Here is a 16329-nt window from a genome sequence, read left to right on the forward strand (position 1 = left end):
GCCTTCCGAAGTAGCCTATTCGCGCCAGCCGCCGCCGAGTGCGCGGAAAAGTTGCACCTGGTTCTGCAGCCGTGCGAGCCGCGCCTGCACCAGCGACTGCTGCGCCGCGAACAGCGAACGCTGCGCATCCAGCAGGTCGAGGTAGCTTGCCACGCCGCCCTCGTAGCGCAGCTGCGCCAGGCGCAGGCGCGCCGCTTCGGCCTCCACGACGTTGCCCTGCGCGCGCAGCTGGTCGGCCCAGGTGGCGCGGCCGGCCAGGCCATCGGCCACCTCGCGGAACGCGGACTGGACGGCGCGTTCGTACTGCGCGATGGCGATGTCGCGCGCGACGCGTGCCGACGCGAGGTTCGCTTCGTTGCGGCCCGCATCGAAGATCGGCGCGAGCAACTGCGGCGCGACGCTCAGCGCCCAGTTGCCGCCATTGAACAGGCCCGAGAGCTCGCCGCTGGCCGTGCCGATGCCGGCGGTGAGCGAAATGCGCGGGAAGAACGCCGCGCGCGCCGCGCCGATGTTGGCGTTGGCCGCGAGCAGCACCTGCTCGGCCTGTCGCACGTCGGGCCGGCGCGCCAGCACGTCGGAAGGGAGCCCCGCCGGCACGTCGGGCAACTGCACCGTGGCGGTGGTGATGCCGACGCGATAGGCGGGCGGCACGGCCTCGCCGAGCAGCAGGCCCAGCAGGTTGAGGTCGGTCGCGCGCTGGCGCTCGAGTTGCGCCAGCGTCGCGCGCGCGCTTTCGGTGAGCGACTGCGCCTGCCGGAAATCGATCTCCGACGATGCGCCGCCCTCGAAGCGCAGGCGCGTGAGGCGCAGCGACTCCTCGCGCGTCGCGAGCGTCTGCCGCGTGAGCGCCAGCAGTTCCTCGTCGGCCGCCAGGGCGAGCCAGGTGTTCGCGACGCTCGCCACCAGCGTCATCTGCGCGGCCTTGCGGCCTTCCTCGGTGCCGAGGAACTGCGCGAGCGCGGATTCGCTCAGGCTGGCGATGCGGCCGAAGAAGTCGATCTCCCAGGCGCTGAAGCCGAGGCCGACGCTGTAGCTCGTGGCCGTGTTGCCGCTCGCCGTGGGCACCCGCGAGCCGCTCGCCGTGACGCCCACCGTGGGCAGGCGGTCCGCGCGGCGGATGTCGTACTGCGCGCGCGCCTGCTCGATGTTGAGCACGGCGATGCGCAGGTCGCGGTTGTTGCGCAGCGCAGTGTCCACCAGCGTGCGCAGGCGCTCGTCGGCGAAGAACGCGCGCCAGCCGAGTTCGGCCGTGGTGGCGGCCGGCGCATCCGGGTTGTACGGGAACGCCTGCGGAACGGGCGCGGCGGGGCGCTCGTACGCGGGGATCATGCTGCCGCAGCCGGCGAGCACGGACGCGGCGAGCACCGCCGACAGCGGCTTGAGGAACATCGTCGAATTCATACCTGGTCTCCCGCCGTGGCGCCCGGGGGCAACTCACGATCGAACTCGTGCGCATGCAGCTTGCGCTGGCGCTCGCTGTCCTTGAAGAGCCCGCGCACGAGCACGAAGAATACGGGCACGAAGAACACCGCGAGCGCGGTGCCGGTGAGCATGCCGCCGAGCACGCCGGTGCCGATGGCACGCTGGCTCGCCGAGCCGGCGCCGCTCGCGAGCACGAGCGGCAGCACGCCGAGGCCGAACGCCATCGAGGTCATGATGATCGGGCGGAAGCGCAGCCGCACAGCCTCCAGCGCCGAATCGACGACCGACTTGCCCTGCGCCTGCAGGTCCTTCGCGAACTCGATGATCAGGATGGCGTTCTTCGCCGACAGGCCGATGATCGTGATCAGGCCCACCTGGAAATACACGTCGTTGGCGTAGCCGCGCAGGAGCGTCGCGAGCAGCACGCCGAGCACGCCCAGCGGCACGACCAGGATCACCGCGAACGGGATCGACCAGCTCTCGTACAGCGCCGCGAGGCACAGGAACACCGCGAGGATGGCGAAGCCGTAGAGGATGAGCGCCTGCGCGCCGGCGAGCTTTTCTTCGCGCGACTGACCCGTCCATTCGTAGCCGAAGCCCTGCGGGAGCTGCGCGGCGAGACGTTCCATCTCCTTCATCGCCGCGCCGGTGCTGTAGCCGGGCGCGGGCGCGCCGGAGATGCGGATCGCCGGATAGCCGTTGTAGCGGATCGTCTGCATCGCGCCGTTGACCCACTTCGTCGACGCGAAGGCCGAGAGCGGCACGGGCCGGCCCTGCGCGTTGATCGCGTTCAGGCGCAGCAGGTCCTCGGGCTGCATGCGCGCGGGCGCATCGGCCTGCACCACGACGCGCTGCAGGCGGCCCCGGTTCGGGAAGTCGTTGACGTAGCTGGAGCCGAGCGATGTCGACAGGATCGAGTTGATCGCATCGAAGGACACGCCCAGCGCGTTCGCCTTCTCGCGATCGATCTCGAGCTGCAACTGAGGCGCGTCTTCCAGGCCATCGGGCCGCACCTGCGCCAGGATCTTGCTTTGCGCCGCGGCGCCGAGCAGCTGGTTGCGCGCCGCGATGAGCGCATCGCGGCCTGCCGCGCCGCGGTCCTGCAGGCGGAAGGTGAAGCCGGAGGCAACCCCCAGCTCGGGAATCGGCGGCGGGCTCAGCGGGAAGATGAACGCGTCGCGAATGCCCGAGAGCGCGCCGAACGCGCGGCCCGCGAGCGCCTGGGCCGACTGGCCCGCTTCCTTGCGCTGGTCCCAGTCCTTGAGCGTGACGAAGGCAAGGCCCGCGTTCTGCCCCTGGCCCGAGAACGAGAACCCGAGCACCGCCACCATGCTCTGCACCTCGGGCTGCTTGAGCACCCAGCCCTCGACCTGTTCCATGACGCCGCGCGTGCGCTCGGCCGTGGCGCCGGGGGGCAACTGCACGTTCACGAGCATGTTGCCCTGGTCCTCGGCGGGCAGGAAGGAGGTCGGCAGCCGCATGTAGATGAAGGCCGCGACGCCGCCGATGAGCGCATAGAGGATGAGCATGCGCGGCGCGCGGCGCAGGATGCGCTTGACCACGCCCTCGTAGCCGTGCGCCGTGCGGTTGAAGAAGCGGTTGAAGGCGCCGAAGAAGCCGCGCTTTTCCTCGTGGTGGCCGGCCGGGATCTGCTTGAGCAGCGTCGCGCACAGCGCGGGCGTGAGCGACAGCGCCATGAACGCCGAGAAACCGATGGACGCGACCATGACGGTGGCGAACTGCCGGTAGATGTTGCCGGTGGAGCCCGCGAAGAACGCGAGCGGCACGAACACCGACACCAGCACCACGGTCACGCCGACGATGGCGCCCTGGATCTGGCTCATGGCCTTGCGCGTCGCTTCGCGCGGCTCCAGCCCTTCGTGGCTCATGATCCGCTCGACGTTCTCGACGACCACGATCGCGTCGTCCACCACGATGCCGATCACCAGCACCATGCCGAACATGGTGAGCACGTTGATCGAGAAGCCGAAGGCGAGCAGCGTCGCGAAGGTGCCGAGCAGCGCCACCGGAACGACCAGCGTGGGGATGATCGTGTAGCGCCAGTTCTGCAGGAACAGGAACATCACGAGAAACACGAGCGCGACCGCCTCGACCAGCGTCTCGACCACCTGGCCGATGGAGATGCGCACGAAGCGCGAGCTGTCGTACGGGATGGACCAGGTCATGCCGCGCGGGAAGAACGCCGAGAGCTCGCCCATGCGCTTGCGGATCGCATCGGCCGTCTCGAGCGCGTTGCCGCTCGGCGCGAGCTGAACGCCGATGCCGGTGGAGGGCTTGCCGTTCAGGCGCGCGGTGGTCGAGAAGTTCTGCGCATTGAGCTCCACGCGCGCGACGTCCTTCACGCGCACGGTCGAGCCGTCGGCATTGGCGCGCAGCACGACGTTGCGGAACTCCTCGACGCTGGAGAGCTGGCCGTTCACGACGACGGTGGCCGCGATGCCCTGGCCCGCGATGTTCGGCAGCTCGCCGATGGAGCCCGAGGACACCTGCGCGTTCTGCGAACGGATCGCGGCCGTCACTTCGGCCGCCGACAGGTTGAACGACACGAGCTTCTGCGGATCGATCCAGATGCGCATCGCCTGCTCGGTGCCGAACAGCTGCGCCTGGCCGACGCCCGGAATGCGCTGCAGCTCGGGCAGCACGCTGCGCGAGGCGTAGTCGCCGAGCTCGACGGGCGTCCACGCAGGGTCGTCCGAAGAGAGGATGGTGAACAGCAGGAAGTTGGAACGCGACTTGTCGACGCGAACGCCCTGCTGCGTGACCGCGGCGGGCAGGCGCGGCGTGGCGCGCGAGAGCCGGTTCTGCACGTCGACCTGCGCGAGGTCGGCGTTGGTGCCCGGCTCGAAGCTGAGCGTGATCTGCCCGCTGCCGTTGGCCTGCGTCACCGACTCCATGTAGATGAGGCCGGGCGAGCCGTTCATCTCCTGCTCGATCACGCTGATCACGCTCTCTTCGAGCGTGCGAGCGGAGGCGCCGGGATAGGCCGCCGACACCACGATGGACGGCGGCGCCACGGGCGGATACTGCGCGATGGGCAGCTGCGTGATCGCGACACTGCCCAGCACGATGATGAACAGCGCGATCACCCACGCGAAGATGGGCCGGTCGATGAAGAATTTCGCCATCGAGCGGTCCTCAGCGGGAGGCCGCGGCGCTCGCCGCGCGCGCGGGCGCGGTGACGCTTGCACCCGATGCCGAAGCCGACGCCGCGCGTGCTGCCGGCGCCACCGAGGCCATGCCGGTGCCGCCGGGCGCCGCGCCCGAAGATCCCCCGGCGACCCACGGCACAGGCTTCACCGGCGCATTGGGCCGCAGCTTCTGGAAGCCGTCGACCATCACCTGCTCGCCGGGCTTCAGCCCTTCGAGCACGATCCAGCTGCCGTTGCGCGAACCGCCGATCTTGACCGTGCGGGGGGCAACCTTGCCGGCCGCATCGACCACCATCACCGTGTCGCCCTGATTGGAGCGCGTCACCGCCTGCTGAGGCAGAAGCATCGCATTCGACGCCGTCGCCTGCTCCAGCCGCACGCGCACGAACATGCCTGGCAGCAGCAGCCCGCCCGGATTCGGCACCTCGGCGCGGATCGTGACCTGGCCCGTCGCGGGGTCGACGCTCAGGTCCGCGAAAAGCAGCCGGCCCGCCTGCGGATGTTCGCTGCCGTCCTCGAGCACGACCTTGACTTGCGCGCCGTCGGCGCCCGCGCGCTTCAGCTGCCCCGCCGCGAGGGCGCGGCGCAGCTTGAGCACGTCGCCCACGTTCTGCGTGAAGTTCACGTAGAGCGGATTGATCTGCTGAATGACCGCGAGCGGCGTCGCCTCGCCCTGCCCCACCAGCGCGCCCTCGGTCACGAGCGAGCGGCCGATGCGGCCCGAAATCGGTGCGGTGACCTGCGCATAGCCCAGGTTGATCTCGGACGTGCGCACACCGGCCCGCGCCGCGGCCACGTCGGCTTCGGCCTGCTTCTGCGCGGCGACCGCGTTCGCGTAGTCCTGCTTGCTGATCGCATTGGCTTCGGCCAGCGGCTTGTAGCGCTCGGCGAGCGCGGTGGCCTGGCCGAGATTTGCCTGCGCTCGGGCGAGCGACGCCTGCGCGCTCTGGTTCGCCGCGGCGAGCGTCTGCGGGTCGATGCGGTAGAGCACCTGGCCCGCGCGCACGTCGCTGCCCTCCTGGAACGTTCTTTGCAGCACGATGCCGGCGGCGCGTGCGCGCACCTGCGCGATGCGCGAGGGTTCCAGCCGGCCGGGGAGCTCGGTCACGAGGCCGACGTCGCCGGCGCTGACGGTGACCACGCCCACCTCGGGCGGCGGGGGCGCGGCGCCGCCGCCTGCCGCGCCGCCTCCAGCCGGTGCGCCGCCGGCGCCCTGGCCGCAGGCGGCAAGGAAGGCGGTGGCGGCGAGGAGCGAAAGGAGGAGTCGATGCGAGTGCTTCTTGTGGACAGCCATGCGTACCTTGCGTGTGCCATGCCGGGTCATCCCGGAAAGACAGCGAGTATACATACGAGCCTGAATGTATACTCGCCGCCATGGTCCGCCGTACGAAGGAAGAAGCGCTCGCCACCCGCAACGGCTTGCTGGATGCGGCGGAGCGCGTGTTCCTCGACAAGGGCGTGGCCGGCACCTCGCTCAACGACATCGCCCAGGCCGCGGGCACGACGCGCGGCGCGATCTACTGGCATTTCCGCGACAAGGCGGATCTGTTCAACGCGATGATGGACCGCGTGGTGATGCCGCTCGAATGCGCCATGTCGGGCATCGATTCCCGTTCGGGCGACGACCCCCTGCCCGCGCTCAAGTCCGCGTTGCGCGAAGCGTTCCGCAAGACCGTTCACGATCCCCAGACGCGCCGCGTGTTCGAGGTCGCCACGCACAAGGTGGAGTATGTCGACTCGCTATGCGCGGTCCGTGCGCGGCACCTTCGCGTGCGGCACGAATGGGGCGCCCGGCTCGCGAAGGTGCTGCGTGCCAGCGCTTCGGTACGGGGCCTGCGCCTGTCGGTACCCCTGACCGTCGCCGTGCAGGGGCTGCAGTCGCTGATCGATGGCTTGATCCAGAACTGGCTGCTCGATCCGGGCGCGTTCGATCTGGAAGTGAATGGGGGGAAGGCGGTGGACTGCTATTTGCGCGGGTTGGGGCTGGCGTAACAGCACGCACGGCACCGCGAAATGCTCCGGGAGACCGTGAGTCTTCGAGGCCGCTCGAGAACCCACTTTGCGACCTCGAAGGAGGCGAAGCCGCCTCTCTTCAGCGCTGCGCCGCCACCCGCCAGATCACGTTGCCCACATCGTCCGCCACCAGCAGCGCGCCCTTGCCGTCGAGCGCGACGCCCACCGGCCGGCCGTAAGCACGTCCGCGCTTGTCGAGGAACCCCGATAGGAATTCGACCGGCGGCCCCGACGGCTTGCCGCTTGCGAACGGAATGAACACCACGTTGTAGCCGGTGAGGTCCTTGCGGTTCCACGAGCCGTGCTGGCCGACGAAGGCGCCGCTTGCGAAGTTCGCGGGCATGCGCGAATCGGAGAACGCGAGGCCGAGCGGCGCGACGTGCGCGCCGAGGCCATAGTCGGGCGCGATGGCTTTGGCCACCATCTCGGGGTTGGGCGGCTTGACGCGCGCGTCGACGTTCTGGCCCCAGTACGCCCACGGCCAGCCGTAGAACGCGCCGTCCTTCACCGAGGTCAGGTAGTCGGGCACGAGATCGTTGCCGAGTTCGTCGCGCTCGTTCACCACGGTCCACAAGGCCTTCGACTGCGGCTCCCAGCCGAGGCCGTTCGGGTTGCGCAAGCCGGTGGCAAAAAGGCGCTTGCTGCCGGTGGCGCGGTCGACCTCCCAGATGGCGGCGCGCCCCTCTTCGGAGGCCATGCCGTTGTCGCCGATGTTGCTGTTGGAGCCGACGGTCGCGTAGAGCTTGCTGCCGTCGGCGTTTGCAATGATGTTCTTGGTCCAGTGATGGTTCGCGCCGGCCGGCAGGTCGGTCACCTTCGTCGGCGCGTCCGTCACCTGGGTCTGCCCGGCCTGGTAAGGCACCTTCACGATCGCATCGGCGTTGGCGACGAACAATTCGCCCCCGACCAGCGCCATGCCGAAAGGCGACGTGAGGCCGGTCATGAAGGGCGTCTTCACTTCCGCGATGCCGTCGCCATCGGCGTCGCGCAACAGCGTGATGCGGTCCGCGCTCGGCACGCCCGCGCCGGCGCGCTTCATCACCGCGCCCATCGCCTTGCCGCGCAAGCCTTCGGCGTGGACGTTCTTCGCGCCTTCCTGCGGCTTGGGCTTGTTGCTCTCCGCGACCAGCACGTCGCCATTGGGCAGCACGTAGACCCAGCGCGGATGATCGAGCCCGCTCGCGAGCGCGGTCACGGTGAAGCCCGGCGCCGGCTTCGGCATCGTGCCCTGCGGCCAGCCCTTCGCGGGCGCGATGTTGACGGTGGGAACGATGCCGCTCTTCTCCGGCTTGGGCAAGGCGGGACTGGGCCCGACCCCGGGCAGGTTGGACTGCGCGAGCACCGGAAGGACGGCGGCCGCGAAGACAAGCGGGGCGCGCGCGGCAAGGATGGCGAATTTCATGCGGCCAGTGTCGACCCGCGCCGCGGCCTCGCCCTGTAGGCGAACGCCGACAGCTTCAGCTCATCCACGAGGGAAGGAATCGCACGAGGCCCATGGCCGCGAGCGTCTGGACGGTGACGAGGTGCCACATCAGCGCCGTGTTGTCGAGCGTCGCGCGCGCGTCGGCGCGCAGGTGTCCCGACACGATGCGCGCGAACAGGTAGACGCCCAGGGCGAACAGGACCGCCACGTGCAGGAGTTGCCAGCCCTGCAAGGCGGCGAGCGTCGCGCTCCATGCGTCGGTGGCCGGGTGCGGGACGGAGGCGCGGAACAGGGCGAAGTCATGGGCGAGCGCGCCGAGCGAAGTGCATAGCGCGAAGACGACCGCGCCCGCCAACATGAAGGGATTCGCGTGCCCAAGTGCTCGTGTGGCGAACACCATCGCAAGCGACCCCGCCATCAGCCCCAGGCTCGCGACGAGCCCGCCGCCCGGCAAGGACGCGCCCGGCGGCGGACACACGTCGAGCGCCATCGATACGTGGAGGTGCGCGAAGGCGAGCGACGCGAAGATCGACGTATCGACGAGCATCAGCAACACGGTCGCCCACCAGGAATGCGAAGCCGTGCCGTGCGCCACGGTGGGAAGGAAGACGCCCTCGCCCACCTCCGCCGACGGCGCGGGCGGCGGGCGGTCGCTGCCCCAGAGCCACGCGACCATGGCCGCGATGGACACCGCGCCGCACACCGCGGCCGACACGAACCACGACACGGTGAGCAGCAGGAAGAATCCCGCGGTCCCCGCCGCCGCAATGAAGGGCAGCCAGCCATCGCCCGGCAGCCGCAGCAGGTGGCGCAACTCGGCCCGCACCGGGCTGGTCACGAGCGTCTCTCGTCCTCCGAACACCGTGCGCGGCAGCCAGTGCCGTCCCGCCTCGACCTCGGCCGCGAGCGTGGGCCGATCCCACAGCGGCTCGCGCGACGCGATCTGCGGAATGCTGCGCGCGCCGTAGTCGCCCTGGGGCAACCACTCGAGCGAATCGGCATTCCACGGATCGCCGTGGTCGCGCTTGCCGCGCAGCAGCGTGCGGACCAGGTCGAACAGGCACAGCGCCACGCCCGCGGCGAACACGAACGCGCCCGCCGTCGACATCGCGTTCCACACCGTCCAGCCCAGCGCCGCGTCATAGGTCGCCACGCGCCTCGGCATGCCCAGCAGCCCCGCGATGTGCATGGGAAAGAACGCGAGGTTGAAGCCGGCGAACATGAGGCCGAAGACCCAGCGCCCGAGACGCTCCGACATGCGATGTCCGTTGAAGACCGGCGCCCAGTAGTACAGCCCCGCGAACAGCGGGAACACCATGCCGCCGATCAGCACGTAGTGCAGGTGCGCGACGATGAAATACGTGTCGTGGACCTGCCAGTCGAACGGCGACACGGCGACCATCACGCCGGTGAGCCCGCCCAGCACGAAGATGAAGTGGAAGCCGAGCAGGAAGAACGACGGCGCCAGCATTCGCACGCGCCCCTGCCGCATCGTCGCGAGCCAGGCGAACACCTGCACCGCGCTCGGAATCGCGACCGCGAAGCTCGCCGCGGACGTCACGTGCAGCGCGAGCGGACCGAGCCCCGCGGTGAACATGTGATGCATCCACAGCAGGAAGCTGATCGCACCCACGGCGCCGAGCGCCCAGACGATGGCGCGATAGCCGACGAGGGACGACCGCGCCATCACCGGCGTCATCATCGACACCATGCCGGCTGCCGGCAGGAAGATGATGTAGACCTCGGGGTGGCCGAAGAACCAGAAGAGGTGCTGCCACAGCAGCGGATCGCCGCCGCGCGCGGGGATGAAGAACGGCCAGTCGAACGCGCGCTCGAGCTCCAGCAGGATGGTGCCCGCGATGATCGCCGGGAAGGCGAACAGCACCATGAGCGACGCGACGAGCATCGCCCACGCGAACACCGGCATCCGCATGAGCGTCATGCCCGGCGCGCGCGTGAAAAGGATCCCGATCGCGAGCTCGATGGCGCCCGCGATGGCCGAGATTTCGATGAAGCCGATGCCCAGCAGCCACCAGTCCGCGCCGATGCCCGGCGAATGCGCCTTGCCCGTGAGGGGCGGGTACATGAACCAGCCGCCGTCGGGCGACGCGCCGAAGAAGATCGTGCAGAAGAACGCGAGGCCCCCGATGGCGTACGCCCAGTATGCGTAGGCCGACAGGCGCGGGAACGGCAGGTCCCGGGCGCCGATCATGTTCGGCAGCAGCCACACCGCCACCGCCTCGACCACCGGCACCGCGAAGAGGAACATCATCACCGTGCCGTGCATGGTGAAGAGCTGGTTGTACGTGGCCTCGCTCACGAGCGTGTTGCCGGGCAGCGCAAGCTGCGCGCGCATGAGCAGCGCGAGGATGCCGGCGAGGACGAAGAAGACGAGCGCGGTCGCGAGGTAGAGCGGCCCGATGTGCGAGTTGTTGACGGCCGAAGGCAGGCGCCAGCCCTTCGGCGGGGCCCACGCGCGCTGCAGGGCTTCGAGTTCGCCGGCGGGGCGCGGCAGCGAGTTGGGCAGCGCCGTGGCGGCCGCTGCGTCCCGGGTCGGGGGCTCGTGCATGGATTCGCTCATTGCAACGACCCCAGCCACGCGGCAATGGCCTCCAGCGTCGCGTCGTCGAGCCGGTCGTACGAGGGCATCCGCGCGCCGGGCTTCACCTGCTGCACGTGGGCGATCCAGCGGCGGCGCGCTTCGGGCGTGTTCGGCAGCGTCCCCGCAGCGATGTGCGACCGGCTTCCCACATGCGTGAGGTCCGGGCCGAACCGGCTCTCGGCCGTCTGCCCGCGCACCGCGTGGCAGGCATCGCAGCGCTGCTGCAAGAACGCATCCCGGCCTCGCGCGAGCATCGGCGCGCCGGGCGCGCTCGCGGGCTTCGCCTGCGCGCTCAGCCATGCGTCGAACGATGCCGGATCGAGCGCCACCACATGCATCGCCATGCGCGCATGCTGCTCGCCGCAGAACTCCGCGCACTGGCCGCGATAGGCGCCGGCACGGCGCGCCGTGAACAGCAGGTGCTGCAAGCGACCGGGCACCATGTCCATCTTGCCGGCGAGTTCTGGCACCCAGAAGCTGTGGATGACGTCGCGGCTTTCCAGCGCGACGTAGACCGGCTTGCCGACCGGCACGCGCAACTCGTTCGCGGCGATGACGTCCGCGCCCGTCGCCGGATCGCGATAGCGCACCTCCCACCACCACATGTGTCCCGTCACATGCACGACCAGCGCACCCGGCGGCGGCACGGGCTTCCACTGCGGCCCGTGGCCGAGCTGCCATGCGTAGAGCGCGGCGAGCACGACGACGGGAAAGATCACGCCACCGCCGAGCAGCCACAGCCGCGTACGCACCTTGCCGCCGTCTCGCAGCGAGTACGCCAGCAACGCCATCACGCCCGAAAGGATCAGGAACGCGCCGACGACCAGCACCCAGGAGATGTCCGCGATGGCGCGGGCGGCGTCGCTGGCCGGCGCAAAGACATTCATGCGGCGTTCATTCGAGCTGCGCGAGGTAGGCCGCCATCGCTCGCGCCTCCGCGGACGGCACACCCATCGACGGCATCGTCGCGCCCGCGATCACCGACTGCGGCGACACGATCCACTGCGCAAGCGTGGCGGGGCGGTTCGCGACGCGGCCCGCGATGTAGCTGCGGTGCTTCCAGCCGCTCAGGTCCTGCGCGACCGTGCCGCGCGCCGACGCGACGCCGGGAATCGTGTGGCATGCGCCGCACCGATACTGAGAGAGCAGGCGGCGTCCGCGCTCCACCTCGTCCGTGCGCGCATGCGCGCTGGCTCCGAGCAAGGCGATGCCGAAAAACAGAAGACGAAGCATCGGCCGATTCTGGCCTCGGCGCGCGTGTCCGTGGGCCAGAATCGCGAGACCCCATGCGAAAGCGCTCCATCCTCGTCGTCGCTCTTGTCACCACGGTCGCGCTGGGCGTGCTCGGCGCATGCGCCGCGGCGGTCGTCCTCTATGCCGGTCTCTACGACGTGGCCTCGACGCGGCAGCACTGGCAGGTCACGCACTCGCTGCTCGAATTCGCGATGCACAAGTCGGTGAAGCTGCGCGCGCGCGACATCCCCGAGCCCCCGTTGACCGACGAGCAGGCGATCGCGCGCGGCGCGAGCTGCTTCCGCGCGAAATGCGAGCAGTGCCACGGCGCGCCCGGCGTGTCGGCGGCCGATTTCGGCAAGAGCATGCAGCCGCTTCCCGGGCCGCTCGTGGACGCGCGGCGACACTGGCGGCCGCGCGAGCTGTACTGGCTCACGCGCTACGGCATCAAGATGAGCGGCATGCCCGCGTGGGAATACCGGCTCACCGATGCCGAGCTGTGGGACGTGGTGGCCTTCCTGCAGCGCTTGCCCGACGTGGATGCCGCCGGGTATGCGGCGTATGCGAAGCCGGCGCCGGGAAATGCCTGCGGACGCGGCGAGTCCACGCCCGTGGCCTCCCCCGCCGTCGACGCCGTCCGGGGCCGGCAGGCGCTGCACCAGTACGGCTGCAATGCCTGCCACATCATCCCGGGCGTGATCGGCTCCTACCCTCATGTCGGGCCTCCGCTCGGCGGCATGGGCAGCCGCAAGCTGATCGCGGGCACGCTCGCGAATTCGCCGGAGAACCTCGCGCGCTGGATCGTGGAGACGCAGCGCGTCAAGCCCGGAACGGCGATGCCGCAGCTGAATGTCGCGCCGCAGGATGCGCGGGACATGGCGGCGTACCTCGGCACGTTGCGCGCCAACATCGACTGACGCGGGCTCCGGGTTCCGCGCTCGCGGCCCGCTCCATGTTTTCGGCGACATGGGCGAAACTACGGCATGCCCTCCCAGATCTTCGGTGCGCCGGCCGCTGCGGTTCAGCTTTACATGGCACTCCAGGGCACCGCGCCTGCGCCTGCGATCTACGCCAATCACGTGAACGCGCTGACGTTCCTCGGTCCGACGGCGTTCGCCATCAGCGCGGCGGGGCGGCTCTCGTCCGGCGACACCGGACTCGCGCGCCTCGTGCTGGGCAACATCGGCATTTCCGCCTCCACCCTCGCGCCGGCGGACTACGACGCGCTCGAGGCGGTGCTCGCGCGCTCGTTCGCCGACCATCCGGCCGCGCGCGGCCTGGTGATCCTGAACCTGGTGAACATCCTCTCGGGACTCGAAGGCCACGCCATGTATGGGGCGGTCGCGGAGTCGTTCAACCAGAAGGTCGCGAGCGCATACGTGCAGGCCAGCACCACCGCCGACCAGCCGCCGCAGGCCAGCGTCGCCGTCTCCACGGGCCTCGGCGGCGCGGGCGGGGCCGGCACGAGCCTGCGGCTGTCGGTGCAGGCCGGCGACGTGGTGAACGGCACCGCGGGGAACGACGCCCTCAACGGCAACCTGTTCTTCAACGCGCCGTCGGGCACCTTCCTCCAGACGTTGAACAACGGGGACGCGCTCGACGGACGCGGCGGCGTCGACACCCTCGCCGTGGCTTTCAACAACAGCGCACCGCAATCCATCCGGCCGGCTTTGCTGAAGAGCATCGAGCATCTTCGGGTCGAAGGCAACGGCAGCGCGAACACCGTGATCGACATGAGCAACGCGAGCGGCCTTCAGACGCTGAGCGTGAGCAACGGACGCACGCCGGGCGCGGCCGTCGTCCTGGCCGGCCTGCCCGAGCCGCTGCGGTCGGTGGACCTTCGTGACGAACTCGGCGGCGTCATCGTTCGCGGCACGGCTGCGGACGACGCATCCTTCGGGTCGCTGACCCTGACGGTCCAGCATGTGGGCGCCGACCATGCGCCGGCGACCGTCGCATTCCCCGGCTATGCGGACCTGGAAGTGACGAGCGGCGGCGGCGCTCAGAACTTCATCGCGCTGGCGGACTCGGCGCGGACGGCCTCCTATTCGCCGGGCGCCACGATCTGGGTCGACGGCGACACCCGCATCGCGATCTTCGCGCGCTACTCATCCAACCCGGTGAACGTCGACGCCACGGAACTGACCGACGGCGCGTCGCTCTCGTTGTTCGCCGACACCGATGCGAACGCCGTCGAGGCATGGGGCTCGGAGAACGACGACAGCTTCGCGTTCGGCGCCTTCTACGACGGCCGCGACGCGGTGGACGGCGGCGACGGCATCGACACCCTGTCGGTGTCGCAGGCCGCCGCCGCCGGGCTGACCGCGAATCAGGCGAACCTCGCCGGGATCGAGGTGCTGGCGTTCAGCGATGCGGTGGCTTCGGCCACGTATCGGCCCCGCCTGTTCGGCGGCGCGGACACGCTCGTGCTCCAGGCCGCCTCTTCCGCGGACTACGAGGTCGTGTTCGCCACCGGATTCGCGGCGCTTACGCTGCAAGCGGCGAACACGGGCGTAGCCACGCTCGTATGCGCGGGCTCCGCGACGGACGATTTTCTTCTGGTCGCTTCTTCCGGCCATGCCGCGGGCGGCGACCTCCTCCACGGCGACGTCGTCACCGATGGCTTCGAGGCGGTCTCTCTCGTGAACGAACAGCAAGACGGCGGGACCAGCACGTTCGGCGCGATCTTCATGGCGGATCGCGCCGGGTTCGAGGCGCTGTACTTCGAAGGCTCGGGGGCCTTCGTCGTCGGCGCGATCACCGCGGACGGGATCGACGCGACCGAGCTCACCGCTTCGCTGCGGATGACCGCGGCGTCGGCCGTGGCGAGCGCCGACGCAGAGACCCTCGAGATCCTCGGCGGCACGGGCGCCGACGTGCTGTGGGGCAGCGACGGCGCGGACGACATTTCGGGCGGCGAAGGCGACGACACGATCCTCTTCGGTTCGTCTCTCGCCGAAGCGCAGGAGGACATCGCCACCGGCGGCGAAGGCGCCGACCGGTTTCAATTCATGGGGACCTCGCTCGCCGGCCTTCTGCGGCAATCCTCGGGCACCTCGCAGGTCGTGTGGATCACGGACTTCGAAGCCGGCGTCGACAAGATCGTGCTGTCCATCGACGGCGCGGCCTCGGCCGGCTCGACGATTTCGCTGGGCGCGCTGTCGCTCGCCAAGGCCGATTCGCTGGCCGCGGTGTACGCCGGCATATCCGGCGTCACCGGGTCGACGACTTCGCTGGCGGGCGGCGCGACCACCACCGCATTCGCGGGCGCCGTGGTCACGGTGGACGCCGGACGCTTCGCGGGAACGTACCTCTACGTCAACGACGACGTCGGCGGCGCAGGCGTGGCCGCTTCGGCCGACGACGACATGCTGGTCGACATCACAGGCATCGCCGGCTCGCTGCAGGTGTCGGACTTCCTGTTCGCCTGAAGGAAGCGCGCCCCGGAGGGCGCATTCGACTTCGTCGCGCTATCGGAGGAACTCAGAGGAACGTGGTTCGAAGGTTGCTCGCGCCAGCCTCGTCCGTCGTCGTTTCCGAGACGCGGCGCGCGCTGCCCGAACTCGTGATGCGGTACACGGTCGTCGTCGTCGCGACCGGCGTGCCGTCGGCCCGCGCATCGGCGACGCGCAACACCAGGAGCGCGGCCTCGCCCGACGTGTCGGACTCGAGCGTCCAGGTCGCCTCGGTCGTGCCGGTTGTCGTGCGGCGCGATGCATCGCTGTAGCGCTTGGCGGAGTAGACGACGCCGCTGCTGCCAACCTTTGCTTCGCCGGGAAGGCCCGCGTAGCTCACGACCTCGATGAATTCCTGCTGAGGCGCAGGTCCGACGCGGCCGAGAAGGCGCAGGCCCTGGCGGGAGTAGAAGTCCTGCGCCGTGCTTTCGACGTTGACCTGGCGGTTGCCGACCTCCAGCGTCATGCGAACGGGGGTCACCTTGCGCAACGCGCCGCCCTGCCCGGCGAACTCGGCCACCGTTTCGAGCATGCTCTGCTCGTACTGGCCCTTGCCCTGCACCGGAACGCCGTTGCTCGTGCCTTCGACGGTGAAGGCGAGCGTGCTGTTGTCGGTGACGCTGCTGTTGTAGGCCGCCTCGACGTTGAACGACGGGCGCTCCTGCTGATTGTCCTGGGCGGCCACGCGCGCCAGGCTGCCGGCCCCGCCTCCGCAAGCGCCGAGGCAAGCCGAGATGCAGATGCCAAATGCAATGAGCGCGCTGCGACCGATCATTCGAAATTTCTCCCTGTGCCGACTTCGCCGACTTCGTTGTATTGAAGCCAGAGCGTAGGGTGCGCCGAGCGGCGAGTGCGTCGGCCCGAGGCGGAAGCGAAGCGGCCCGTCCTCCCTACGTGCGCGTAGGAGGCTTTTGCGACCGGGTTAGCGCTTGTAAGAAGTGCTGCGCGGGGATCGATTCAAGCCTTGGTCGTTGCCGCTTGTCACATGACCCGCAAAAAGACAACGGGGCG

The 16329-nt window shown here is 69.8% G+C and carries 11 protein-coding genes; 3 read left to right on the plus strand and 8 right to left on the minus strand.

What is annotated here, in order from left to right; translation table 11 throughout:
* Window positions 1-15 precede the first annotated feature (15 nt).
* Genes AB7E83_RS02225 through AB7E83_RS02235 form a run of 3 tightly spaced genes read right to left on the minus strand, consistent with a single transcriptional unit; the run spans window position 16 to window position 5886 of the window.
* The gene (locus tag AB7E83_RS02225; RefSeq protein ID WP_428564963.1) at window positions 16-1401 is read right to left on the minus strand and encodes an efflux transporter outer membrane subunit; all 1386 of its coding nucleotides are present in this window, start codon (window positions 1399-1401) and stop codon (window positions 16-18) included.
* Window positions 1398-4568: an efflux RND transporter permease subunit gene (locus AB7E83_RS02230; protein ID WP_428564966.1), complete on the minus strand. Its 3171-nt coding sequence runs from the start codon at window positions 4566-4568 to the stop codon at window positions 1398-1400. The genes AB7E83_RS02225 and AB7E83_RS02230 overlap by 4 nt, the downstream gene beginning before the upstream one ends.
* A gap of 10 nt (window positions 4569-4578) precedes the next feature.
* Window positions 4579-5886 (minus strand): efflux RND transporter periplasmic adaptor subunit, encoded by a 1308-nt coding sequence (locus AB7E83_RS02235; protein WP_428564969.1) that lies wholly within the window; start codon window positions 5884-5886, stop codon window positions 4579-4581.
* Window positions 5887-5966: 80 nt separating this feature from the next.
* On the opposite strand from AB7E83_RS02235, the gene AB7E83_RS02240 reads away from it, so the two are divergent.
* Window positions 5967-6584, plus strand: a complete 618-nt coding sequence (locus tag AB7E83_RS02240) for a TetR family transcriptional regulator (protein ID WP_428564972.1) — start codon at window positions 5967-5969, stop codon at window positions 6582-6584.
* A gap of 100 nt (window positions 6585-6684) precedes the next feature.
* Here AB7E83_RS02240 and AB7E83_RS02245 read toward each other — a convergent pair whose 3' ends face one another.
* Genes AB7E83_RS02245 through AB7E83_RS02260 form a run of 4 tightly spaced genes read right to left on the minus strand, consistent with a single transcriptional unit; the run spans window position 6685 to window position 11863 of the window.
* Window positions 6685-8007: a PQQ-dependent sugar dehydrogenase gene (locus AB7E83_RS02245; protein ID WP_428564975.1), complete on the minus strand. Its 1323-nt coding sequence runs from the start codon at window positions 8005-8007 to the stop codon at window positions 6685-6687.
* A gap of 55 nt (window positions 8008-8062) precedes the next feature.
* A complete protein-coding gene (locus AB7E83_RS02250) occupies window positions 8063-10597 on the minus strand; it encodes a cbb3-type cytochrome c oxidase subunit I (protein ID WP_428564978.1) in 2535 nt (844 codons plus the stop codon).
* A gap of 8 nt (window positions 10598-10605) precedes the next feature.
* Complete coding sequence (coxB, locus tag AB7E83_RS02255) at window positions 10606-11517, minus strand: cytochrome c oxidase subunit II (protein WP_428564981.1); 912 nt, start codon at window positions 11515-11517, stop codon at window positions 10606-10608.
* 7 nt (window positions 11518-11524) lie between these two features.
* Window positions 11525-11863 carry a c-type cytochrome gene (locus tag AB7E83_RS02260; RefSeq protein ID WP_428564983.1) on the minus strand — a complete coding sequence of 113 codons (339 nt, stop codon included), beginning with the start codon at window positions 11861-11863 and terminating at the stop codon, window positions 11525-11527.
* A 53-nt stretch (window positions 11864-11916) separates the two neighbouring features.
* Between AB7E83_RS02260 and AB7E83_RS02265 the strand changes: the two genes are divergently transcribed.
* Complete coding sequence (locus AB7E83_RS02265) at window positions 11917-12780, plus strand: c-type cytochrome (protein WP_428564985.1); 864 nt, start codon at window positions 11917-11919, stop codon at window positions 12778-12780.
* A 66-nt stretch (window positions 12781-12846) separates the two neighbouring features.
* Window positions 12847-15294, plus strand: a complete 2448-nt coding sequence (locus tag AB7E83_RS02270) for a bluetail domain-containing putative surface protein (protein ID WP_428564987.1) — start codon at window positions 12847-12849, stop codon at window positions 15292-15294.
* 52 nt (window positions 15295-15346) lie between these two features.
* Here the strand turns inward: AB7E83_RS02270 and AB7E83_RS02275 are convergent, their stop codons facing one another.
* Window positions 15347-16093, minus strand: coding sequence for a hypothetical protein (locus AB7E83_RS02275; RefSeq protein WP_428564989.1), 747 nt, complete (start codon window positions 16091-16093; stop codon window positions 15347-15349).
* Window positions 16094-16329 lie beyond the last annotated feature (236 nt).

Source organism: Ramlibacter sp., assembly GCF_050250995.1.
Lineage (GTDB): Bacteria > Pseudomonadota > Gammaproteobacteria > Burkholderiales > Burkholderiaceae_C > Ramlibacter.